We start from the raw sequence: 22,786 nt of genomic DNA, 5'->3' as shown, positions 1-22,786 counted from the left end.
TCCGTCAAAACGACAGCGAGCCAAGTTCTTCAAGGCCCTCTGTGTCGTTACCGTCCATCCATTCCTGTTCTTTGGCCTTCCAGGCTGCTTCGTTCCATATTTCAAATTTGTTGAGCTGGCCCACCAGCATGATGTGTTTTTCCATGCCGGCAAACTCCCGAAGGGTTTCCGGTAGCAGCAGGCGTCCTTGGCTGTCCATTTCACATTCCGAGGCATTGCCGATCACAAAACGCCGCAGCTTGCCGGCCATTTTGTTTAATGTCGGTAGTTTGCTGATGGTTTGTTCGAGCTTTTCCCATTCCGGTAACGGGTATAGCCATAGGCAACCCGGTTCGCCGACGCATTTGTCGTCAACTGCAACGGTCACAACCATTTGGCGGTCGCAGGACTCCTGTAACTCCTCCCGATAGCGGGTAGGAATTGCAATGCGTCCTTTCGCATCCAAACTGATTGAACTTATGCCTCGAAACAAGATGAACCTCAAAAATTCCAAAAAAATCCATTTCTGACCACTTTACATCACTTTTGCACCACTATAGTTTTCAACGGGTGCTTAGTCAAGAGGCATTTAAATTAAATTCTTTCTTTTTCTACAAGGACTTACGCAGGATTGGTGCGTATTAGGCGGTATATGCGAGGGTTTCGAGTAAAAATGATTTGTATCAAAAAGTTAATGATGGTTTTTGATGTGAATTGCAATTATTAGGTGCTAATTCTCACTTTTTGCACGCGGTTTGCTGTAGCAAGCTGTTTGGACGGTTAGCGGTAAGGCTGGTTTTTCTGAGCAAAAGATTGGCGGCTGTGGTTTGGGATAAATAGTGGTAGAGCCCTTAGATTGAGTTCGTTGGGCTATTTCAGACGAGATTTACAAACTTTCCGGCTTTTGATCGCGTGTCAGCAGGTTTTGGACGGCTTGTTTGGGGGAGAGTTGTTCGAATAAGACTTTGTAAACTTGTTCGGTGATTGGCATTTCGACACCGTATTTTTGCGATAAACGGTGCGCTTCTCGGGCTGCGGATACACCTTCGACTTCCTGATTGATTTCGCTTAATGCGTACCTTTGGTCTTTGCCTTGGCCTAATGCCAAGCCAAAGCGGCGGTTTCTGGATTGATTGTCGGTACAAGTCAAAATCAGGTCGCCCAGACCGGCTAGGCCCATAAAAGTGTCGGCTTGGCCGCCAAGCTTGATGCCTAGTCTCATAATTTCCGTTAGACCGCGAGTGATTAGTGCTGCCCGTGTGTTAGCGCCAAAGCCAAGGCCGTCGGCTATGCCTGCCGCGATTGCCAAAACATTTTTGCAGGCTCCGCCTACCTGAACGCCAATAATATCGTTGCTGGTGTAGATCCTAAATCGTTGGTTGTGCAATCGTTCGCTAAGTTGGGTGGCGAAGCCTTCCGAGTTAGAGGCGATGGTGAGTGCGGTCGGTAGGTCTGCGGCTACTTCTTGGGCAAATGTGGGGCCGGAGAGTGCTGCGCATTCGATATTCGCCCCCAGTATTTGCGCCGTCACCTCGCTTAACAAGGCGCCGTTTTGGGAATCGAAACCCTTGGTGGCCCATGCGATGCGAGAGCTTTCACTGAGCGTGGGTTTGATTTGCGCCAATAAGTCCCTAAAGGCGTGGCTGGGGACCGAAATAAGCAATACCGCGCTGAACCCCACGGCTTCCGCAAGATTGTCGGTGAATTGCAGGTTTTCTGGAAAATGGACGCCGGGTAAATAGCGTGCATTTTCGCCGGTTTGCTTTAATGCGGCTATGTGTTTGGGATTATGGCCCCACAACAGGGTATTGCAGCCATTTCTGGCTGCCTGTACCGCTAAAGCGGTTCCCCATGAGCCGGCACCAAGGATACTGATAGATGGTGGCATTCCGCTTAATTTAGCGTTTTCGCTTCAGGTTCCTGTTGGGTTTGCGCTTGTTGCAGGTGCTGCATATACAATGCGTCGAAATTGACCGGCGCCAAGATTAACTGTGGAAAACCGCCTTTATTCACTAGGTCGGAAATGACCTCTCTCGCATAAGGGAACAAGACGTTGGGGCAAAAGCTGCCTAGCATTGGTCCCATTTCTTGTTCGCTGAAACCGGCTATTGAAAAAATTCCGGATTGATTGACTTCAACTAAATAGGCCGTTGTGTCTGCAATTTTTACGGTGACAGTTAATGTCAGCGATACTTCGTACATCGAGTTTTCGATGGGTTGGACGTGCGTGCCGAGATTAAGATCCAGCGCGGGTTCCCACTTTTGCGTGAATATTTTTGGAGCATTGGGGGTTTCAAAAGAAATGTCTTTGGTATAGATCTTTTGAATCGCGAACTGCTTTTCGCTGGATGCGTTGATTTCGGCCATGATGATTACTTGTTAAGGTGGTTGATTAATCTTTAGTTTTTACTGCTGACTTTGATGGGGAGCTTGTTATCTTCCCAGGATTGCATGCCGCCCGTCATGTTAAATACATGCTCAAATCCAGCTTTGGTCAGTGTTTTGCAAGCGGCTACCGAGCGGGCGCCAGTCTGGCAGGTCACGATCATAGGATGATTTTTATGCTTTTCCAGAGAGCCTAGTTGTTCTTCTACTTTGCCTAAGGGAATGTTGATCGCGTTTTCGATGTGGCTTTTGGCGAATTCGTTGGTTTCTCGCACGTCAAGCACAACGACATCGTCACTGTTCATTTTGGTGACTGCAATCAACGGAGAAATGCTTTCGTACTTATTGAATGAGTTCGCGAGCAAATCCTGGATTAGCAAAAAAATAACGCATACCAGCGAGAATGCTAGCAAATAGTGATTGGTGGCAAATTCTATATATTGGTCCATCGCGTGGGTTTATTTTAGTGGTTATTGAATGCTGTTTACGTGCTGCAAAAAACGCTGCGCATCATTTGAATCAGGTGTGTTACACGCTCATCGTCGATAAAATAGTAAACCCGATTGGCTTCTTTTTTGTAATCGAGAATGCCCTTGTCTCGCAGTATTGCCAAGTGCTGGGAAATATTGCTTTGACTCGTGCCAACTTGCTCAACGATCTCTTGTACGCTAATCGAGTTATTGCCGAGTACGCAAAGGATTTTCAGGCGCAACGGATGAGACATCGCTTTCAAGCAGCGCGCGGCCCGATTAATATCGTTGTCGTCGTAGAGGATGGTATCGTTTTTGTCTTCCATTTAATAACGATGATTGTGGCAAAAGTTAAGAGCAGTGAGAGAGCAATGGTACTTTTCGAACTATGACGACATCCTTGTGCTGGTATAATGTCGCTACGGCGCAAGTGGGTTTAATCGCTTGCGCTAACGCAATAAAAGGTGAGCAAATCTAACAGAGTGGGCTTTATTGTTCAATACCCTCGGCTAGAGGCTTGGGAAAATAGCTCGGAGCTGCTTGGGTTGGCTCGTTTTTTGACTAGGCCAAATTTTATCTGCCTTAACGCCCGCAAAACTAATGTTTGGAGTCTGTAATAAATGGTCAGTCTAGCAAAACCGTTATCGCTGCTCCCCGCGGAAATGATTGGACGGTTATTGCTGGTAGCCTAGTTGATGCGTGTTTACCAATATTTTTTGATCGCTTGGATTGCGATTGTCTGCGCATTGCCGGCTAAGGGCGATCCCGTAAATGCCCGTAGCTTGGGAGAAGTGAAATCGCAAATCCAGCAAGTTGGCGATGACGTCAAAAGCCTGGGGGTTGAAAAGTCTCGGTTGTTAGAGCAGTTGCAAAAGCTGGAGCGGCAATACGGGGAGCTTGCGAATAGTCTGCGAGCTATCAAAGCTGAAATCAGGCAGCAAGAACAGGCATTGCAGGAAGTTCGGAATAAAAGCGTTGCCACGCAAAAAGACATGCGTAGTCAGGAGAAGGAACTTGAGGGGCTGATTAAGTCGGTTTATGCGATGGGTGGCGATAAAGAAGGGCTGAAAGTTATTCTTAACCAACGTAATCCCGCGGTATCGAGTCGCATGTTGGTTTACTACGATTACATCAGTAAGGCCCGCTTGCAAAAGCTTCAGGCCATGGCTGAGGATTTCAAGGTTTTGCGGCAGTTGGAAGCTCAAAAAGACACGGAAACTCAGTTATTGCAAGTGTCTCTCGACAAGAAACAACAAGAAACCGAGGCGATGCAGACGCTGAAAAAACAGCGAGAAGCCTTGCTTGCCGACATTCAGCATGATTATGTGTCGAAAAGCGCCCTACTGGCTGGCTTGATGCGTGACGAGAAAAAATTGCAAGCCTTGGTAGCATCATTGCAGAAAACTGATGATAATGAACCTGCGGTTGCACCGGAGCGCGTGCTTGATAAGCACGAAAAGCCTGTCGAACAACCCGAGCCGCCAAAAAAATCCGAAGTCAATCCTGTTCGCGAACCGACGGGTCTTTCTTTTTCCGAGTTGCAAGGAAAGCTGCCTTGGCCGGTGCAAGGGGCGATAATGGATCGTTTCGGCAGTCGCCGCTATGAAACAACCTGGGACGGCGTGGTGATTAGCGCTCGCGAAGGTGCCGATATTCATGCGGTCAATGCCGGGAGAGTTGTTTACGCCGATTGGTTGCGGGGCTATGGTTTGATGATCATTGTTGATCACGGTAAGGGTTATATGAGTTTGTATGCATTCAATCAAAGCTTGCATAAAAGCGTGGGAGAGCATGTTAGAGCCGGTGAGACATTGGCTTCGGTTGGGCGTAGCGGGGGGCGTGCTGATGCGGCATTGTACTTCGGCATCAGGAAACAAGGTCGGCCCATAGATCCCGAGCAATGGTGCCGTAAGCCGGGCAAGGGTTAATCATTTACAGGAACAGGTTGTTGGAGTTTTAAAACACATGCTAAAAAACAGAAATATAGTGATTTTATTGGTCGGGTTTATTTTGGGTGCGACGCTGAGTTTGTGCAGCAGTGTCCTGGCGGAAAAGGAAGCACCTGTTTCGACCAAAGTAGATGATTTACAGGCTTTGCCGTTTGATGAGTTGCGGACATTTACCGAGATATTCGGGCGTATCAAACAGGATTATGTCGAGCCTGTATCCGACAAAAAACTGTTGGAAGATGCGATTCGCGGTATGTTGTCCGGCCTTGATCCGCACTCGGCTTATTTGGCTAGCGAAGAATATAAAGAGTTGCAAGAAGGCACCACTGGTCAGTTCGGCGGTTTGGGAATTGAGGTGGGTATGGAAAATGGCTTTGTTAAAGTCGTTTCGCCGATTGATGATACACCTGCTCAGCGCGCCGGCATCAAGGCGGGCGATTTGATTGTACGCTTGGATGACAAGCCGGTTAAAGGCATGACTCTGGCCGACGCAGTCAAAATTATGCGTGGCGAGCCAGGTAGCGACATCGTGTTGACTGTGGTTCGGGAGGGCGAAGAAGCGCCGCTTAAATTTACCTTGACCCGCGACATCATCAAAGTCAAAAGTGTTAAAATCAAACTGCTGGAAAAAAATTACGGTTACTTGAGGATCAGTAGTTTTCAATCCGGTACCGGTCAAGGTTTGTTGGATGCGGTCGACGAGCTGAAAAAAGAAAACGAAGGCCCACTGAAAGGTATTGTGCTGGATTTGCGTAATAACCCCGGCGGTGTATTGAATGCTGCTGTTGATGTCAGTGATGCGTTTATCGAGTCCGGTTTGATCGTTTACACCGAAGGCAGAATCAAAAACTCAGAAATGCGTTTTAGTGCAACACCGGATGACATTATTAATGGTGCGCCGATTGTGGTGTTGATTAATGGCGGTTCGGCATCGGCATCCGAAATTGTTGCTGGTGCGTTGCAAGATCACAAACGAGCCATCATCATGGGTGAAAAATCTTTCGGGAAGGGTTCGGTGCAAACCATTCTGCCGACCAGCAACGGTGCCGCGGTGAAATTGACTACAGCCCGCTACTTCACGCCTTCCGGTCGCTCAATTCAGGCGCAGGGCATCGAGCCTGATGTGACTTTGGCGAGAGTTAAGCTGGAATCATTGGAAAAAGCTAAGATCGAGTCGATTAAAGAAGCCGATCTGACGCACCACTTGACTAACGGTAACGCGAAGCCGGAGAAAAAATCCGAAGAAGAGGATAAAGATGATGCGAAAGACCCGTCTGAAAAAGATGGCGATACCAACGAATCTTCAGAAGCGGAAATTCGCGACTATCCTTTGCATGAAGCGTTGAATCTGCTGAAAGGTATCAGCATTATGAAAAAGTAGCTCAGATATAGGGCAAAGAAAAACCCGCTTGACGATATTCGTCAAGCGGGTTTTTTATTGTGTGGCTTTTGTTTCTTGTCAGGTACTTAAGACAAGTCGCCGGTTTTGGCTTAGTTTGTCGATGCCTGATAGCGTACTGAGAAATTGTTCATGGCTGCCAGAGCCTCTTGAATATGGTTTGGGTCAGAAAACTCAAACGCATTCACGCCCACCCGCGCCAAATAAAATACCTGATCAGGCAGATAATCGCCGACGGCTCTAATTTCCCCTTGATAGCCGTCGCGGCTCCTTAGTAAGCGTGCTTGCGAAAAAAGCCTACCATCGCCGAATATCGGAAAATTAAGTTCTATCACGCCAATTTTGCTTAAGTCGTTAGTCAGCGGTTCAATTTGATCGCTGGGAATGAGCCGAACGCCGGTTTGGCTGGAGCGTTTGAGTAGTTGTTCTTTATCTGTCAGCCAACGCGCTAATGTGACTGTAATGTCACCATTTTCTGGTAACGGATTGTCGTCGGCAACAAAAGTCCAGGTGTTTTCTACCAACTGTCGATCTTTAATGATTTGCATAAACTCTTTCTTTGAATGGTTCCAGGCCAACACGCTTGACGGTCTCTAAAAATGCTTCGTCTTCAAGGCGTTGCTTGATGTAAACGTCTAATATCGTTGTGATGGTCGAGGTGATTTGGTCTTTGGGAACTGATGGTCCCAGGCGTTCGCCTATCGCTGCTTCGTTTTCAGAAGAGCCGCCCAAGGTGATTTGATACCACTCCTCACCATGTTTATCGACGCCCAGAATGCCGATGTGGCCGACACTTTGATGGGCGCAGCCGTTCATGCAGCCAGACATATTAATTTTGATGTCGCCGATGTCGTGTATGTAATCCAAATCATCCAATGCTTCGTTGAGTTCCTTTGCTACGCCAATAGAGCCGGCATTGGCCAGCGAGCAAAAATCCAGGCCCGGGCAACAGATCATGTCGGTGACGGTGCCGATGTTGGGTGTAGCCAATTTGATGGCGTTTAGTTGCTGCCATACTGTAAACAGGTCGGCTTGTTTCACGTCAGCCAAGACCAAATTCTGTCTATGAGTGCTTCTAATTTCGCCAAAGCTGAATTGGTCAGCCAAATCGGCTACCGCTTCAAGCTGTTTATCAGTCATGTCGCCAGGAGGAGAATCCGGGGCTTTTAGTGAAACGTAGACGCCGCGATAGCCGGCGATTTTGTGTTCGACGGTATTGTATTTAAACCATTTTGCAAAATCGGTGTTGTCGGCCAACTGCGCGGTCAGGGCGTTGTCATCCGCAGCGCTGGGATCGTAAGCGGGTGGTAAAAACTGCGCTTTGATTTCCTCAATGCGTTCGTTGCTCAGGATCATATCTTCCTTAATGCGCAGCCATTCCTTTTCGACCATGGCGGTAAACTTCTCCAATCCGGTTTCTTTGACCAGGATTTTGATGCGCGCTTTATACTTGTTGTCGCGTCTGCCGAATAGGTTGTAGACCCGTAAGATCGCTTCCAGATACGATAATAGGTGTTGTTTTTCCAGAAAAGGTCTAACGGTTTGACCAATGATGGGAGTTCTGCCCAGGCCGCCGCCGGCCAAAATTCTGAAGCCAATTTCGCCTGCATCGTTTTTGACTATGTAGACGCCGATGTCGTGGAATTGCACGGCGGCGCGGTCATGCGCCGAACCGCTAACGGCGATCTTGAATTTGCGCGGCAGATAAGCAAATTCCGGATGTAGTGTCGTCCACTGTCTAATGATTTCGCAGTAGGGTCGTGGATCTTCGATCTCATCTTTGCAGATGCCCGCTAAGGGATCTGAGGTGGTATTTCTCAGGCAGTTGCCGCTGGTTTGAATGGCGTGCATTTGCACGGTCGCCAGTTCGGCGAGCAGGTCGGGTACTCGACTAAGTTCAGGCCAGTTGTACTGTACGTTTTGGCGGGTGGTGAAATGGCAATAGCCGCGATCATAGTCGCGAGCTACCGATGCCAGTTTGCGTAATTGCTTGGACGAAAGCAGTCCGTAAGGTACTGCGACACGGAGCATCGGCGCATGGGTTTGCACGTACAAACCGTTCATCAGCCGCAAGGCTCTAAATTGGTCGGGGCCGAGTTCTCCGCTTAAAAAGCGTTGGGTTTGACCGCGAAACTCGCTAACGCGCTCTTCGATAAGTGTTTGATCTTGCTTGTTATATTGATACATTTAAGGGCGATGCTTGGTTTACATACTATTTTGCTAGGTATCTGAATAATATACTGGCCGGGATTAAATGACAAAGAATATTGTATGGTGATAACATGCCCGGTTAGTTTTTTCCGCTTTCAATAATGACTAAAACATAGAGGATAAAGGGGGCTATCTTGTTGCGCTTACTGTTAATTTTGGCCGGCTTGCTGTTTTTGCCGGAAATCGCCATGGCTGAAGAGTTTCACAATCTCGGCTTAACCGGAACGGAGCGGGGCATTTATACCGTTCTGATCTTTTTGGTGGCCTATGGATTTGTGATGGCAGAAGAGTTTACGCATTTGCGTAAATCCAAGCCGGTTATCTTTGCCGCTGCTGTCATTTGGGGGCATGTGGCGATATTGGCTCAAGAGGCCGGTGTTTCCGGTGAAGAACTGCATAAAGCTTTCGAACATGATTTGAAAGAGTACGCAGAGTTGATGTTGTTCTTGCTGGTGGCGATGACCTATATCAACACCATGGCGGAACGTAATGTGTTTGAAGCGCTGCGCTCCTGGTTGATTCGTAAACAATTTGGCTACAAGCAATTGTTCTGGATCACCGGCATCATTACCTTCTTCCTGTCTTCGGTAGCTGACAACCTGACTTCTGCTCTGCTGGTTGGCGCCGTGGTGATGGCGGTGGGCGCGGATAACGAAAAATTCGTTTCTATCGGTTTCGTCAACTTGGTGATCGCGGCAAATGCCGGTGGCGCGTTTTGCCCATTCGGTGACATCACTACTTTGATGGTGTGGCAAGCCGGTTATGCTGAGTTTTTCGATTTCTTCAAGTTGTTCATTCCCTCTGTCGTCAATTTCGTCGTGCCCGCCTTCTTCATGGCGCAAGCGATTCCAAGTGGTCAGCCAAAAGCAACCAACGAGGCTGCTGTTGAATTGAAGCCCGGTGGTTGGGTGGTTTGCGGTTTGTTCGGCGTTACCATCGGTTTGGCCGTCAGCTTCAAACAATTTCTGCATTTGCCACCATTCATGGGCATGATGGCAGGGTTGTCCATATTGATGTTATTCATCTACTACATAAAGATGCGCTTCGCCTCGGCTGATGCGGTGCATCTTGATGTATTTGATCGTGTAAAGGAAGCTGAATGGGATACGTTGCTGTTCTTCTTTGGTGTGGTCTTCGCGGTAGGTGGTTTAGGTTATATCGGTTACCTGGAATTGTTGTCCGGCGCGATGTACGACGGCTTGGGTCAAACCACCGCCAACATCCTGGTCGGTATTATTTCAGCAATAGTTGATAACATCCCGGTGATGTTCGCGGTACTGAATATGAATCTGGATATGGATTTGTATCAATGGTTGTTGGTGACGTTGACTGCCGGTGTGGGTGGTTCATTGTTCTCGGTGGGTTCTGCGGCAGGCGTAGCGTTGATGGGGCAATCCAATCACAAATACACCTTCTTCAGTCACTTGAAATGGACGCCGGTTATTGCTGCAGGCTATGCGGCGAGTATCGTTACCCACTATCTGATCAACGGTTAATTCGTCGATTTTTGATAGAACTGCAATAAAGTAAGGGAAGGCGCGTGACAAAGACTATTAATAGTTGGCGTAGCGCTTTCTCTACTTTTACGCAGTGGCGTGTTCTGAGTGTGGTATTTCTCGGTTTCAGCCGGACTTCCTTTCTAGTTGGTTTCTTCGCCTGTATCGGTTTGGCTGGCCGATGGACAGGATTATCTGTTGGTTATAGGCTCTTTTACTCTGGTGGGCGTAGGGCCTTACTCGATTAAAGTACTATTCCTGCATGAGCACACCGACGCACGTCCCCCCTAATTCGGCTGATAAGCCGTCGCCGGCAACCCAATCAACCCCCGCTGTGCGCCGCAAGCGCTCCGCTTTGGAAGTGTTTCATGAGCTCAAGCAGCCCAAGGTGGCCGTCATGCTGGCGCTGGGCTTTGCCTCGGGCCTACCCTTTCTGCTGACAGCCAATACCTTCGGCTACTGGCTGCGGGATGACGGCACGAGCCTGGTTGCCATCGGCTTCATGTCTTGGGTTGGCTTTGCGTACGCTTTTAAGGTGTACTGGTCGCCGCTGGTGGATCATATCGATGTGCCACTGCTGGGCCGTCTGGGGCGTCGTCGCGGTTGGATACTGCTGTGCCAAATTTTGATCGCCATCGGTCTGCTGGGTATGGCCGGTGTCGGGACGGCAGGCGGGCTGGCAGCTATTGGTACCTTCGCGTTGTTGACGGCCTTCGCGTCAGCCACGCAGGACATCGCCATCGACGCTTGGCGTATCGAATCCGCGTCCGACGCCGCCGACGCGGGGTTGATGACTTCGGCAGCGCAGGTCGGATACCGTGTCGCTCTCATTATTACTGACGCCTTAATCATTGCTGCGGCGGCCCGTGTCGGGTGGAGCATGTCGTATGTTGCCATGGCGGTATTGATGGCACTTTGCACCGTGGCAACCCTGTGTGCCTCTGAGCCAGCCCGCGCTGATGTGGTGCGGCGCCAGAAGTCTCCGCTATGGACCTTGCGCGGCCTCGCCGATGCGATCATCGGCCCGTTTATCAACTTTTTCGTCAATCACAAGGTTGCAGGACTCCTTATGCTGCTGATGGTGGCGCTCTATCGCCTGCCTGATTTCGTGATGGGGCCAATGTACAACCCGTATTATCATGATCTCGGGCTTTCTAAGGACACGGTGGCCTGGGTGCGAGGTTCGTTCGGGCTGGTTGCAACCTTTTTCGGTATTGCCTCGGCGGGTCTCAGTGCCGTGCGATTCGGCCTGTTACCAACGCTGATCGCGGGGCTTGTGTTCGAGGGGTGTGGCACGGCGGCATTCGCCTTGCTCAGCGTCAACGCTGACACAGCGATTTTCGCCGCAGTCATGACGCTCGACGCTTTTGCCCAGTCCTTCGCGGGCGTCGCCTTGGTAATTTATATGTCGAGCCTGACCAGTTTGGGCTACACCGCCACTCAGTACGCCATGCTGTCGTCAACTTACGCCTTGCTTGGCAAATTCCTGAAAGGATTCTCCGGGGTTGCGGTCGAAACGCTCACGCCCATATACGGGTTACCCGGTGCCTATGCTACTGCGTTTGTGGCTACTGGCCTGACCGCATTACCGCCGCTGCTGCTGTTGCTGCTGCTTTGGCGCGTGCAGAACATCAAGCGATAGTTCTTGTGACCAAAGTATCGATAGCGCCTGATTTGATAGCAAATTACACGAAATAGTAAGTAGGTTTTTAAAAGCGCTATCCTTGTTCTGAGCGTCTGTTCGTGATGCCGTTATTGAGGGAGATTTCAAGGCTCAGGTGGACTGTAGGGTTTTAGTAATGTTATTGACACGGACTGGTGAGTGGTGGTGATGGTCTGAGGCGCTAAGTTAGTGTTTAACTTTGTTTTTGTGTTGCAGATTGCTTGCCGAGATCGTATCATAAGCAGTTCTCTATCAAGTATGTAGCCCGGAACGGGTATGTGAGCGCTATGAAACCAGAAATACATCCAGAATATAAACAAATTACCGTTACTTGCGGGTGCGGCAATACTTTTCAAACCGGTTCTGTGCTGGCTTCTGATTTACACATTGAGGTGTGTTCTTCTTGCCATCCGTTTTATACCGGTAAACAGCGCGTCGTTGATACGTCGGGTCGTGTTGATAAATTCCGCAAAAAATTCGGAAAATAATAGTTTTCGAGAAGTCTTGTTCGGCCGTCGGTCAACTGGCGGCCAGATTCTTCCCAGTTATGCGAAGTGTTTTAAAATAACGCTTCTTCTGCAAATAATTCATCCTCTTCGGGTTCTTCAGCTTTTGGTGCCGATTTTGCCGTTGGTACGGTTTCTTCACTGAAATATTCCCAAATGCCTCCCCTCGCTTCTTGATCTAGCAATAACCCGTCTGCTGGGTTGATGTAAGCCTGGACTATCCCAGCTGGTTGCGTTAATGGTTTTTCCGGGAAGTTTTGTTGTACGGCCTTCATGAATTTAATCCACATCGGTAAGGCGGCTTTGCCGCCAGTCTCACCATGTCCAAGCGGTAATGAATTATCGAAGCCTATCCATGCAGAGGCCACTATATCGGTAGCAAAACCGTTAAACCAAGCGTCTCTCTGTTCGTTCGTGGTGCCTGTTTTACCCGCCAAATCGTTACGGCCCAATTGTTTGGCCTGAGTTGCCGTGCCGCGCTGTACAACATCTCTTAGCAGGCTGTTTGCCAGGAAATTGATTTTTGCTGAAATAGCGCGCGGCGCGCGGTTTGGTGACGGTGGGTCTTGGTCGGGGCAATCGGCACACGCCAGGGGTGGGTTGGCCTGGAATAACAGGTTACCTTTGTGATCTTCGATGCGTTCGATGAGGTAGGGTTTTACCAAAAAGCCGCCATTGGCAAATACGGCATAGGCCGACGCCATGCGCAACGGTGAGGCGTAGCCGCTACCTAAGGCCAGAGACAGTGTGCCGGGTAATTGTTCTTTATCGAAACCAAAGCGCATGGCTGTATCGATTGCCTGAGGTATTCCGATTTCCTGCAGCAATCGCACTGAGACCAGATTGATTGATTCCCGGAGCGCAACCCGCAATGATGTCGGACCCAGAAAGCGGCGGCTATAGTTTTCCGGACGCCAGTCGTTTTCTTGCGAAGGGTCCTCGATTACGATGGGCGCGTCATTAATGATGCTGGCCGCGGTGAAGCCTTTCTCCAGGGCGGCAGTATAAATAACAGGCTTGAATCCCGAGCCCGGTTGGCGTTTGGACTGTGTAGCCCTGTTATATTTGCTGTGATAAAAATCAAAGCCGCCGCATAGTGCCAGAATCGCGCCATTGTTAGGATTGAGTGCTACGAAAGCAGCCTCAGCTCCCGGAATCTGCGTCAGCGCCCATTCGTCTTTTGCTAATTCTCTAACCCAGATGATGTCGTTCGGTTTAAGAAAAGCCTTGGCGGAGCCAATATTTTTTTCCGGATAAGGTCTTGCCCATTCAATATTTTTCCAGGCGATGACAATCTGTGTGTTGTCATAAAGTCTTGCGGTAACCCCGGAATCGGCCACTGCTGTTATCAGGGCTTGCCGAGTGTCTCCGATAACGTTGTCGGTCAGTTGAGCGCCGCCTTTTTGTGTATTTTTATGTGGAAAACCGCGATAGCCGTGGCGCTCGTCATATTCATGCAAGGTTTTTTGCAAAGCGTCTTCTGCGGCTAACTGAAATTGGCTAGGGACGGTGGTGAAAATTTTCAAACCCAAGGTATAGGCGGTTTCGCCATACTTGGACATGACTTCCTGTCTAACCATTTCCGCGATGTGAGGCGATTGTAGCTCCACATTTATCGGCTGGATCTCCGCGTTATCTAATGTTTGTACAGCAATTTCGTAATCGCGCTGGCTTATATAGTTTAAATCCAGCATTCGGCGTAACACGTAATTCCGCCGCTCTATGGCACGCTGAGGATTGGTGATCGGATTGTAAATGGATGGTGCTTTTGGTAAACCGGCAATCATCGCTTGCTGGTGAAGGGCTAGCTCGGAAATATCTTTACCATAATAGGTTTGCGCGGCCGCTGCGACGCCATAGGCACGTTGGCCCATATAAATTTTGTTCAAATAAAGATCCATAATCTGATCTTTGGAATATTGCCGCTCTATTTTCAGGGCAAGAATGATCTCCTTGAGCTTACGTAAATAGGTTCTTTCGTTACTCAGCAGGAAATTGCGGGCAACTTGCATGGTGATGGTGCTGCCGCCTTGGCGCTTCTTGCCGGTGAGGGCTAATTGGCTTACCGCTCGCAGCAGGCCTTTGAAATCCACGCCGTTGTGTTTGTAAAAGCGGTCGTCTTCCGCAGCGATAAACGCCTTGATCAATAGCGGCGGTACTTGCTCAATGTTGATCGGGATTCGGCGCTTCTCGCCAAACTGAGCTATCAATAGCTTGTCTTGGCTGTAGATGTTCAACGGCATTTGATATTGAACATGTTGTAACTGGTCGATGTCCGGCAGTTCCTTATCGAGTTCGATTAGGAAAAAATAAGTGGCGATCAGAAATGTGCCGATAAAAGCGAAAAAGAAGAAGGCCAGCCACTTAAAAAGTGTCTTGATCAGAGACTTGGGTTTGGGAGCTTTCTTAATGGGCACTGAAATTCAAACGCACTGCTAAAATACAAATTGCCGGTCAAAATAAACCCTTTTGATAATAGGAACAACCTAAAGTTACTTATAAAGTGGTTTATCTAAGAGGATGAAATTAAAAAAACCTACTATACTTCTGACCCATGTGGGTTCTGCACCTCGTCTGAGCATGCTTGAGCCAAATTCAATCATATTCGATCTAAAAAGGGTTCATTCATGAGCTGGTTGAGCAGGAATCCGTCGGCTGTGCTGGGTGTGGATATTAGTACAGCTGCGGTTAAATTGTTGGAATTGAGCCGGGTCGGTGCTCGTTACCGGGTAGAAAGTTACTCGGTGGCGCCCTTACCTCAAGATGCGATAGTCGATAAGAACATCACCAATATAGAGCAAATCGGCGCGGTAATAAAAGCGGCGGTCAAGCAATCCGGTACTCGGGCAAAGCAGGCGAGCGTTGCGGTTGCGGGTTCGTCGGTGATGACCAAAATCATTTCGATGCCCGCCTCCTTGTCTGATAGGGACATGGAGGAGCAGATCATGGTAGAAGCGGATCAGTACATTCCTTATTCGCTGGACGAAGTCAATCTCGATTTCGAAGTCCAGGGCATCACCAAAAATAACCCGGATATGGTTGATGTGTTGCTGGCGGCTTCTCGGCGGGAAAACATTGAAGACAGGGTGGCTGCGCTGGCCTATGCCGGCCTGAAGGCTGTCGTCGTCGATGTGGAAGCTTTCGCGATGGAAAATGCGTTTTCCTTGTTGGCCGATCAGTTGCCGGAAGGTGCCGGCAATATGACTGTCGCCATCGCCGATATTGGCGCAACCATGACCTCTCTGAACATTCTGCATGAAGGTAAAACTGTTTATACCCGGGAGCAGGGCTTTGGCGGAAAACAGCTAACTGAAGAGATTCAGCGCCGCTATGGCCTGTCGTATGAAGAAGCCGGTTTGGCCAAAAAGCACGGCGGCTTGCCGGACAATTACGTCACGGATGTGCTGGAGCCCTTCAAAAAAGCCATGTTGCAGCAAATCGCCAGATCGTTGCAATTCTTTGTTTCCTCTAGCGCCAATCGCGGCGTCGATGCCTTGGTACTTGCCGGTGGTTGCGCGTCAATCGCGGGTTTGGACAAATTGGTGGAACGCGACCTTGGCATCCCTTCTTACATTGCCAATCCATTTATCAATATGGCGCTTTCTAATCGGGTCAAACCGCAAAGTCTGAGCAACGATACGCCTGCGATGATGATAGCGTGCGGTTTAGCGCTAAGGAGTTTCGATTAATGGCAAGAATTAATTTACTCCCCTGGCGAGAAGAGCTGCGTAAAAAAAAGCAGCAGGATTTTGTGGCGGGTATTGGTGCCGGTATTTTGGTGACAGCACTGATTTTGGTCGTGGTCTATATGTATATCGAAGGGATCAAAGAGTATCAGACCCGCAGAAACACGCTACTACAAAACGAAATAGCCATCTTGGATAAGCGAATTCAAGAAATCAAAGAAATTGAAGATAAGAAAAACCGGTTATTGACCAAAATTGAAGTCATCCAAAAGTTGCAGGAAAGCCGTCCCGAGGTGGTGCATTTATTCGATGAATTGGCCAAAACCACGCCAGATGGTATTTACCTGACGAAGTTTGCCCAGGCAGGAGCGGTTTTGACGCTGGATGGGAAGGCGGAATCGAATGCGCGGGTGTCCGCTTATATGCGGGCTATCGATAACTCGCCGTGGATGAATACCTCGGTACTGACTGTTATCAAGGGCGAGGGTAAGAAAGATGGGCAGATGAATGACTTCACCCTAACTGCCAAGCAAGGTAAGAAGGTCGATAAGCCTCAACCAGGAGCCGTCAAATGAATTTGTCTGAAATCAATTGGGACATTAATTCGGCGGGCAGCTGGCCAACGCCACTAAAAATCATCGTCATTCTTATGTTTGCGGTATTAACAGCGGCGGCTGGCATTTACTTTGTGACGGTGCCGCAGTTGGATGAATTGGATGTGCTTGAAAAACAAGAAGAGAGTTTGAAAAGTGCGTTTGAAGTTAAGCAAAAAAAGGCTGTCAATCTCCAGGATTACCGCGATCAGCTGGATCAAATCGAAGCGTCGCTAGGTGAGATGTTGAAGCAGATGCCTACCAAAGCTGAAGTTGCCAGTTTATTGGTGGATATTTCCCAAACCGGATTGGCAAGTGGCCTAGAGTTTAAATTGTTCCAACCCAGTACCGAAATTAACAGAGAGTTTTATTCTGAATTACCAATTGGTATCCATGTCGTCGGGAAGTATGAAGAGCTGGGATTATTTGTCAGCGGTTTGGCTTCCCTACCCCGGATTGTGACGGTGCACGATGTGGTCATGACGCCGATGGGTAAAGAAGGCAAAGATGGTATGAGCATGACGGCAACGATAAAAACCTATAACGAGGGCGAAACAGCGCAAGCCGCTGGCGGACCGGCTGCTAAGAAAAGGAGAGGACAATGAGGTGCGTCGGTGTGAAAGTGTTTCCGACCCTGCCGATGTTGAGTTTGCTTTTGGTTGGGATGGTCGGATGCGGTGGCGACGATGTCAGCGACTTGACCAAATATATTGAAGAGGTAAAAGCTCGTCCCAAGTCTGCTATCGAACCCTTGCCTGAAATTAAAGTGGTTGAATCGTTTATATTCAAGCCCGATGGATTGAGGGATCCGTTTAGGTCAATTGAAAGAAAAGATGACGATAGCAATGTCGACGTCTCCGGTATCAACGGTATTAGACCTGATATAGAACGCCGGAAGGAAGAGTTGGAAGCCTACCCTCTGGACAGTCTGCGCATGGTTGGAACGCTACGTAACGACAAAGGCTATTGGGGTTTGGTAAGAGCTAGAGATGGGACTATCCACCGCGTCCAGGTTGGGCATCACATGGGGCAAAATTACGGCAAGATACTGCGTATTCTTGACGACAAAATAGAGCTAATGGAAATCGTACCTGATAAACCGGGCACTTGGCGCGAACAACAGTCTTCACTAGCATTGGCCGATGAAAAAGGGTTATAGAAATGAGTATTAAACAAAATAAAAACGGATGGAAAGTGGCCGGCTTCGGTTTCTGGTGTTCAGTGTTGCTGAGTTGTTTTGTGCATGTTGCGCTGGTGCACGCTGATGATGGGGCGATAAACAACTTGGAGTTTTCCACCTTGGCTGGAAACCAAGTGCAAGTGCAACTGGAAATGGATGGTCCGATAGTGGAGCCGAAAATCTTCCAGACCGATAACCCTTCCAGAATCGCATTGGACTTTGCCGGCGTAAAAAGTAATCTGGCAAAAAAAAGCTTTCCGATCAATCAAGGTGCTGCAGGCACGGTATATGTGGTTGAGGCTTCGGGGCGGACTCGGGTTATTATCAATTTGGTAGAAAAAGTGCCTTATGAAACCAAAATCGAGGGCAATAAATTTTATGTGGTGTTGAAGTCCAGCGGGACCGTTGCTGCGGTAAACCGAGCCGTACAGCAAGCGCCTGTCGCGAAGGATTCGGTGATTAGTAAATTTTTGCCGGAACAAAACATAAAAAGTATTGATTTTCGACGCGGGCCAAACGGTGAGGGACGTTTGCTACTGGGTTTATCTGCGGCAAATACTGTCGTCGATGCTAAACAAAATGCCGGTAAAGTGGTTTTAAGTTTCCTAAACACCAAGTTGCCGGAGTCTTTGGTTAAAAGTTTTGACGTATCGGACTTTGCGACGCCTGTACAAAAAATCGAAGCCTCTCCCAGAGGCGATAGTGTCAACATTGTCATAACACCCAACAATGGTAATTACGATTACTCGTCTTATCAGTCCGATAATTTATTGACGGTTGAGTTTCGGCCGTTGACACCGGCGGAAAAAGAAGCGCAGCAAAAAGAAAAATTCCCGTATATCGGCAATAAGTTGTCATTGAATTTTCAAGATATCGAAGTGCGTTCGGTGTTGCAAATTCTGGCCGACTTTACCGAGCTGAATATCATTGCTGCTGATTCGGTCGCGGGCAATGTCACGCTTAGATTAAACGATGTACCTTGGGATCAGGCTTTGGAGTTGATTTTAAAATCCAAAGGCTTGGCAAAAAGACAGAACGGCAATGTGGTGATGGTGGCGCCGGTTGCTGAGATCATGAAAATCGAGCAGGAGGAGCTGGATTCGAAAAAAATATTCGAAGAGTTGGAACCGTTAAAAACCGAAAATATTCAGATCAATTACGCAAAAGCAGGGGAGATTTGCGGTGTATTAATGGGGGTGGGGAATAGCTCGCAAGGTGGTCAGTCCGGTGCAGGTGCAAGCAGTGGCGGAGGTGGTGGTTGCGGCGGTGGTAGCGGGAGTTCCGTCGCGTCACAACAGGCCGGTTCCGGCCAGAATAGCCAAGGTAGCGGTCCAGCAAGTATGCGATTGCTATCGCCACGCGGTACGGCGATTGTCGATGCCAGAACCAATACGCTGATTGTCAAGGATACGGCAAAGGCTATGGAAGATGTACGCAGAATGATCAAACTATTGGATGTGCCTGTGCGCCAAGTGTTGATCGAATCGCGAATCGTCATAGCGGATACTTCGTTTGCGCAGAACTTGGGTACCAAATTTGGGGTGGCTCATAAAGCCGACGTAAATAGCGGAACGCAATACGGAATGACGGCCAGTGGTGCGGAAACCAGCGAAAATTCGCAAATTCTGTCGGATTTGGGATCTGCATTGGCAGCTTCCAGCGGAGGTGCTTTGGCCTTGACCTTGGCACGCGGAGCGGATTATCTTTTGAACCTAGAGATCAGTGCATTGCAAGACGATGGTAAAGGCGAGTTGGTATCCAATCCGCGGGTAATGACTAGCGACATGGTGCAAGCCTCTATCAAACAAGGTGTGCAGATTCCGTATCAAACCCAAAGCCAGGCAACTGGTCCGGTGACGGAACTGGTCGATGCGGTGTTGGAGCTGAATGTCACGCCGCAGATTACGCCAAGCGGCAGTGTTATCATGCTGCTCGACATCAAAAAAGATTCGCCGGGAACACCTTTGGCTACAGGCGGTAACGCAACGGTACCTATCGATACTCGGCAATTGAAAACCAAGGTTCAAGTCGAAGATGGCGAAACAGTGGTGTTGGGCGGCATCTATGAGTCGACTGTTCAGGAATCCTACAATACTGTGCCTTGGGTGTCGGATTTGCCGGTGATTGGCTGGATGTTCAAGAAAAGTGTAAAAAACGATACCAAAAAGGAGTTGTTGGTGTTTATTACGCCTAAAGTGGTGAAAGAGTCGATGACGATAAAGTGAGTCTTCGTCTGGCCTAGCGACAAAAAGGGGCTTCATGCCCCTTTTTTTGTGGCTTGCCGAGATTGGTTGGCTGTCTTGCGTTCGTTCTTTTAAGCTGTCGGCTATGCTATATTCCGCATTCACCCGATAATCGTTACGAACATGACGACAAACAAAATTTTAACTCTAGTTCTTTGGGCGCTGTTGCTGCAAGCCTGCGGTCAAACCGGGCCCTTATATATGCCGGATAGCCCGCCGCCAATTTACGTACCGAAACAAGATAAATAAGCCATGGATTTTTTTAATTATCGGCAACACGAGCTGTTTGCCGAAAGCATTCCTGTTGACAAAATTGCCGAAAACTACGGTACTCCCTGCTATGTCTATTCGCGCGCGACCTTGGAGAGGCATTGGCAAGCCTTCGATCAAGGCTTTGCCGGGCACCCGCACCTTATTTGTTATGCCGTAAAAGCCAATTCAAATATTGCGATTCTCAACGTGCTGGCGCGACTTGGGTCTGGGTTCGACATCGTGTCGCTTGGCGAAATGCAGCGCGTGCTAGCTGCGGGCGGCAGTCCTGACAAAATTGTGTTTTCCGGTGTCGGTAAACGCGAGGACGAAATCTTAGCGGCGTTGAAAATAGGTATACGCTGTTTTAATGTTGAAGTCAGCGGCGAACTTGATCGGATCAACCGATTAGCCGGTGAGCTGGGTGTTATTGCTCCCGTGTCTTTCCGGGTCAACCCGGATGTTGACGCCAAGACGCATCCCTATATTTCCACCGGGTTGAAAGAAAATAAATTCGGGATCGATATCAAGCAAGCCATTCATGAGTATCGGCGTGCCGCGCAGATGCCGAATATCCAAATAGTCGGTATCGATTGCCATATTGGCTCCCAACTAACTGAAACAGTGCCGTTTTTGGATGCGCTGGATAGGGTGTTGGCGTTAGTCGATGAACTGCAAGAGGAAGGTATTGAATTGCACCACCTCGATTTAGGGGGCGGGCTGGGTATTTGTTATCGCGATGAGCATCCGCCGCAACCTTCTGAATATATTGCAGCTCTGCTGCAGCGTTTAGCGGGACGGAGTTTTGAAATTCTATTAGAGCCGGGGCGCGCCATCGTCGGCAATGCGGGAATATTGTTAACCAGAGTGGAATACCTCAAGCCAACAGAGAATAAAAATTTTGCTATTGTGGATGCGGCGATGAATGATCTGGTTAGGCCGGCTTTATACGGGGCGTGGCAGGCAATCATTCCTGCGAACACTGAAAGCGATCAGTCCGAGTTGGATTGGGACATTGTGGGACCGGTTTGCGAGACGGGCGACTTTCTGGGTAAAGCGCGGTCGTTAAAGTTGAAACAAGGCGATTTATTGGCGGTTCGTTCCGGGGGAGCCTATGGGTTTACGATGAGTTCAAACTATAACTCGAGGCCACGAGCGGCGGAGGTAATGGTGGATGGCGATAAAATGCATCTTATTCGAGCCCGAGAAACCTTGGAGCAACTGTGGATTGGCGAGCAGCTTTTACCTGAGTAGCGATGATGATTAATTTCACCAAAATGCAGGGCTTAGGCAATGATTTTGTCGTGATCGACGCTATAAACCAGCCAATACAATTGACGACATCACAGATTCGATTTTTGGCGGATCGCCATTTTGGCGTGGGCTGCGATCAATTGTTATTGGTGGAAAAGCCGGTTAGCGATAACGCCGAGTTTAAATACCGGATTTTCAATGCTGACGGTAGCGAGGTTGCGCAATGTGGAAACGGTGCGCGTTGCTTCGCACGCTTTGTGCGCGACAAAGGATTAAGTAATAAAGACGAAATTATTGTTGATACAGACGCGAGACAACTGACGCTTCGATTCGATGCAGGCGGTTTGATCACCGTTGACATGGGAGTTCCTGCGCTTGAGCCTGAGCAAATACCGCTAAAGGTTTCCGAACAATCCACGTTATATAAAGTGACTTTGGCGGACACAGAAGTTGCATTCGCAGCCGTTTCTATGGGGAATCCTCATGCGGTTATCCAGGTCGATGATGTAATCAGCGCGCCCGTTTCATCTATCGGCGCTAGGTTGGAGTGTCATGAGCTGTTTCCGGAACGAGCTAATATTGGTTTCATGCAAATTGTTAATCGTCGACAAATCAAGTTGCGAGTTTACGAGCGTGGCGCAGCCGAAACGCTGGCTTGTGGCAGTGGGGCTTGCGCTGCTGTTGTGGCCGGTATTGAGCAAGGTTTGTTGGAGCAGAATGTTCAGGTTCAACTGCCTGGTGGGGAATTAATCGTTAGCTGGCTTGGTAGTGGTCATCCTGTCATGATGACGGGAGCAGCGACTACGGTATTCGAAGGACAAATAAAGTTATGAGCACTGAACCAAAAGTCTTATTGACCGAAGCCCTCGTTAAGGCCTATCTGCAAGAACATCCCGAGTTTTTCCAAAATCATTTGGATTTGCTGGAGAAGATGCATATCCCACATCCCAGTGGTAATGCAATATCGCTAATATCCAAGCAACTTGAAATTTTTCGGGCGAAGCATCAGGAGCAAGAAAATCAATTGACCGCGTTGATCGATATTGCCCGGGAAAATGACGCTTCGTTCAATCGCATGCATGAGTTGACTCTGGCCATGTTGGAAGCAAATACCCTGGAGGACGCGGTAGCAAATTTAAGTGAGGTGTTGGCTGAATGTTTTTTCACTGATTTCGTAGCCATTAAAATAATTAAAGAACAACCGCTCTCGCCTATCAGTAATTTATTCGTTGGGGCTGATGATGCTAATTTGAAGCATTTTTCCAATGAATTAACCACAAACCAGCCGAAATGCGGTCGGCCGACCTTAGCGCAAGCGAGGTTTTTGTTTGGCGACGTGGCTGCGGAAGTTCGCTCGTGTGCAATCATTCCTATGGTGTTTACGCAGCTTGATGGGCTGTTGGCGATCGGCAGTCGCGATGAGTCGCGCTTCCACTATAGTATGGGCAGCATATTTCTTACTCAAATGAGTGAGATTATCGGGACTCGTCTTATATCATTGCTACACCAAACGGATTGATTGT

General features: G+C 48.8%; 22 protein-coding genes. 14 read left to right on the top strand and 8 right to left on the bottom strand.

Features of this window, described 5'->3' with window-relative positions; translation table 11 throughout:
* Positions 1–4: 4 nt before the first annotated feature.
* From mraZ to ACMXD4_RS21410, 5 genes are all read right to left on the bottom strand, one after another.
* Positions 5–472, bottom strand: coding sequence for a division/cell wall cluster transcriptional repressor MraZ (mraZ, locus tag ACMXD4_RS21430; RefSeq protein WP_026147052.1), 468 nt, complete (start codon positions 470–472; stop codon positions 5–7).
* 393 nt (positions 473–865) lie between these two features.
* On the bottom strand, positions 866–1,867 hold the full coding sequence (gene gpsA / locus ACMXD4_RS21425) for an NAD(P)H-dependent glycerol-3-phosphate dehydrogenase (protein WP_415879316.1): 1,002 nt from the start codon (positions 1,865–1,867) through the stop codon (positions 866–868).
* A gap of 5 nt (positions 1,868–1,872) precedes the next feature.
* Positions 1,873–2,346, bottom strand: a complete 474-nt coding sequence (secB, locus tag ACMXD4_RS21420) for a protein-export chaperone SecB (RefSeq protein ID WP_171697287.1) — start codon at positions 2,344–2,346, stop codon at positions 1,873–1,875.
* A 32-nt stretch (positions 2,347–2,378) separates the two neighbouring features.
* The gene (locus tag ACMXD4_RS21415) at positions 2,379–2,813 is read right to left on the bottom strand and encodes a rhodanese-like domain-containing protein (protein WP_171697288.1); all 435 of its coding nucleotides are present in this window, start codon (positions 2,811–2,813) and stop codon (positions 2,379–2,381) included.
* A gap of 35 nt (positions 2,814–2,848) precedes the next feature.
* Complete coding sequence (locus tag ACMXD4_RS21410) at positions 2,849–3,160, bottom strand: ArsR/SmtB family transcription factor (protein WP_415879315.1); 312 nt, start codon at positions 3,158–3,160, stop codon at positions 2,849–2,851.
* Between the two features lie 369 nt (positions 3,161–3,529).
* Between ACMXD4_RS21410 and ACMXD4_RS21405 the strand changes: the two genes are divergently transcribed.
* A complete protein-coding gene (locus tag ACMXD4_RS21405; RefSeq protein WP_415879314.1) occupies positions 3,530–4,762 on the top strand; it encodes a murein hydrolase activator EnvC family protein in 1,233 nt (410 codons plus the stop codon).
* 37 nt (positions 4,763–4,799) lie between these two features.
* Positions 4,800–6,164, top strand: a complete 1,365-nt coding sequence (locus ACMXD4_RS21400) for a S41 family peptidase (RefSeq protein WP_415879313.1) — start codon at positions 4,800–4,802, stop codon at positions 6,162–6,164.
* Positions 6,165–6,274: 110 nt separating this feature from the next.
* On the opposite strand, the gene ACMXD4_RS21395 is transcribed toward ACMXD4_RS21400, so the two are convergent.
* The gene (locus ACMXD4_RS21395; RefSeq protein WP_033156777.1) at positions 6,275–6,730 is read right to left on the bottom strand and encodes a DUF934 domain-containing protein; all 456 of its coding nucleotides are present in this window, start codon (positions 6,728–6,730) and stop codon (positions 6,275–6,277) included.
* Positions 6,717–8,369 carry a nitrite/sulfite reductase gene (locus tag ACMXD4_RS21390; RefSeq protein WP_415879312.1) on the bottom strand — a complete coding sequence of 551 codons (1,653 nt, stop codon included), beginning with the start codon at positions 8,367–8,369 and terminating at the stop codon, positions 6,717–6,719. Before ACMXD4_RS21390 ends, ACMXD4_RS21395 begins: the two co-directional genes overlap by 14 nt.
* Positions 8,370–8,581: 212 nt before the next feature.
* Between ACMXD4_RS21390 and nhaD the strand changes: the two genes are divergently transcribed.
* The 3 genes from nhaD (at position 8,582) to rpmE (ending at position 12,040) form a co-directional block, all read left to right on the top strand.
* On the top strand, positions 8,582–9,889 hold the full coding sequence (gene nhaD, locus ACMXD4_RS21385) for a sodium:proton antiporter NhaD (RefSeq protein ID WP_225587310.1): 1,308 nt from the start codon (positions 8,582–8,584) through the stop codon (positions 9,887–9,889).
* Positions 9,890–10,151: 262 nt separating this feature from the next.
* Entirely contained in the window at positions 10,152–11,531 is a 1,380-nt protein-coding gene (locus tag ACMXD4_RS21380) for an AmpG family muropeptide MFS transporter (protein ID WP_415879311.1), read from the top strand.
* 308 nt (positions 11,532–11,839) lie between these two features.
* On the top strand, positions 11,840–12,040 hold the full coding sequence (gene rpmE / locus ACMXD4_RS21375; RefSeq protein ID WP_081607938.1) for a 50S ribosomal protein L31: 201 nt from the start codon (positions 11,840–11,842) through the stop codon (positions 12,038–12,040).
* Positions 12,041–12,111: 71 nt separating this feature from the next.
* On the opposite strand, the gene ACMXD4_RS21370 is transcribed toward rpmE, so the two are convergent.
* On the bottom strand, positions 12,112–14,475 hold the full coding sequence (locus ACMXD4_RS21370) for a penicillin-binding protein 1A (RefSeq protein WP_415879310.1): 2,364 nt from the start codon (positions 14,473–14,475) through the stop codon (positions 12,112–12,114).
* Between the two features lie 210 nt (positions 14,476–14,685).
* On the opposite strand from ACMXD4_RS21370, the gene ACMXD4_RS21365 reads away from it, so the two are divergent.
* The 9 genes from ACMXD4_RS21365 to ACMXD4_RS21325 all read left to right on the top strand — a co-directional run bounded on the left by ACMXD4_RS21365 (position 14,686) and on the right by ACMXD4_RS21325 (position 22,782).
* Complete coding sequence (locus tag ACMXD4_RS21365; protein ID WP_020483743.1) at positions 14,686–15,747, top strand: pilus assembly protein PilM; 1,062 nt, start codon at positions 14,686–14,688, stop codon at positions 15,745–15,747.
* Positions 15,747–16,319, top strand: coding sequence for a PilN domain-containing protein (locus tag ACMXD4_RS21360; protein WP_033156772.1), 573 nt, complete (start codon positions 15,747–15,749; stop codon positions 16,317–16,319). Before ACMXD4_RS21365 ends, ACMXD4_RS21360 begins: the two co-directional genes overlap by 1 nt.
* The gene (locus ACMXD4_RS21355; RefSeq protein ID WP_033156771.1) at positions 16,316–16,942 is read left to right on the top strand and encodes a type 4a pilus biogenesis protein PilO; all 627 of its coding nucleotides are present in this window, start codon (positions 16,316–16,318) and stop codon (positions 16,940–16,942) included. Before ACMXD4_RS21360 ends, ACMXD4_RS21355 begins: the two co-directional genes overlap by 4 nt.
* Positions 16,939–17,496: a pilus assembly protein PilP gene (locus ACMXD4_RS21350; RefSeq protein ID WP_101052641.1), complete on the top strand. Its 558-nt coding sequence runs from the start codon at positions 16,939–16,941 to the stop codon at positions 17,494–17,496. Before ACMXD4_RS21355 ends, ACMXD4_RS21350 begins: the two co-directional genes overlap by 4 nt.
* A gap of 2 nt (positions 17,497–17,498) precedes the next feature.
* Positions 17,499–19,742: a type IV pilus secretin PilQ gene (pilQ, locus tag ACMXD4_RS21345; RefSeq protein WP_415879309.1), complete on the top strand. Its 2,244-nt coding sequence runs from the start codon at positions 17,499–17,501 to the stop codon at positions 19,740–19,742.
* A gap of 141 nt (positions 19,743–19,883) precedes the next feature.
* On the top strand, positions 19,884–20,009 hold the full coding sequence (lptM, locus tag ACMXD4_RS21340) for an LPS translocon maturation chaperone LptM (RefSeq protein ID WP_084153286.1): 126 nt from the start codon (positions 19,884–19,886) through the stop codon (positions 20,007–20,009).
* 3 nt (positions 20,010–20,012) lie between these two features.
* On the top strand, positions 20,013–21,263 hold the full coding sequence (gene lysA, locus ACMXD4_RS21335) for a diaminopimelate decarboxylase (RefSeq protein WP_415879308.1): 1,251 nt from the start codon (positions 20,013–20,015) through the stop codon (positions 21,261–21,263).
* A gap of 5 nt (positions 21,264–21,268) precedes the next feature.
* Entirely contained in the window at positions 21,269–22,096 is an 828-nt protein-coding gene (gene dapF / locus ACMXD4_RS21330; protein WP_415880854.1) for a diaminopimelate epimerase, read from the top strand.
* A complete protein-coding gene (locus ACMXD4_RS21325; protein ID WP_415879307.1) occupies positions 22,093–22,782 on the top strand; it encodes a DUF484 family protein in 690 nt (229 codons plus the stop codon). Before dapF ends, ACMXD4_RS21325 begins: the two co-directional genes overlap by 4 nt.
* Positions 22,783–22,786 lie beyond the last annotated feature (4 nt).

The sequence above is a fragment of the Methylomonas sp. TEB genome (assembly GCF_047777895.1).
GTDB lineage: Bacteria > Pseudomonadota > Gammaproteobacteria > Methylococcales > Methylomonadaceae > Methylomonas.
Note: the sequence above shows the minus strand (reverse complement) of the source record. Positions and strands in the feature narration are given on the sequence as shown.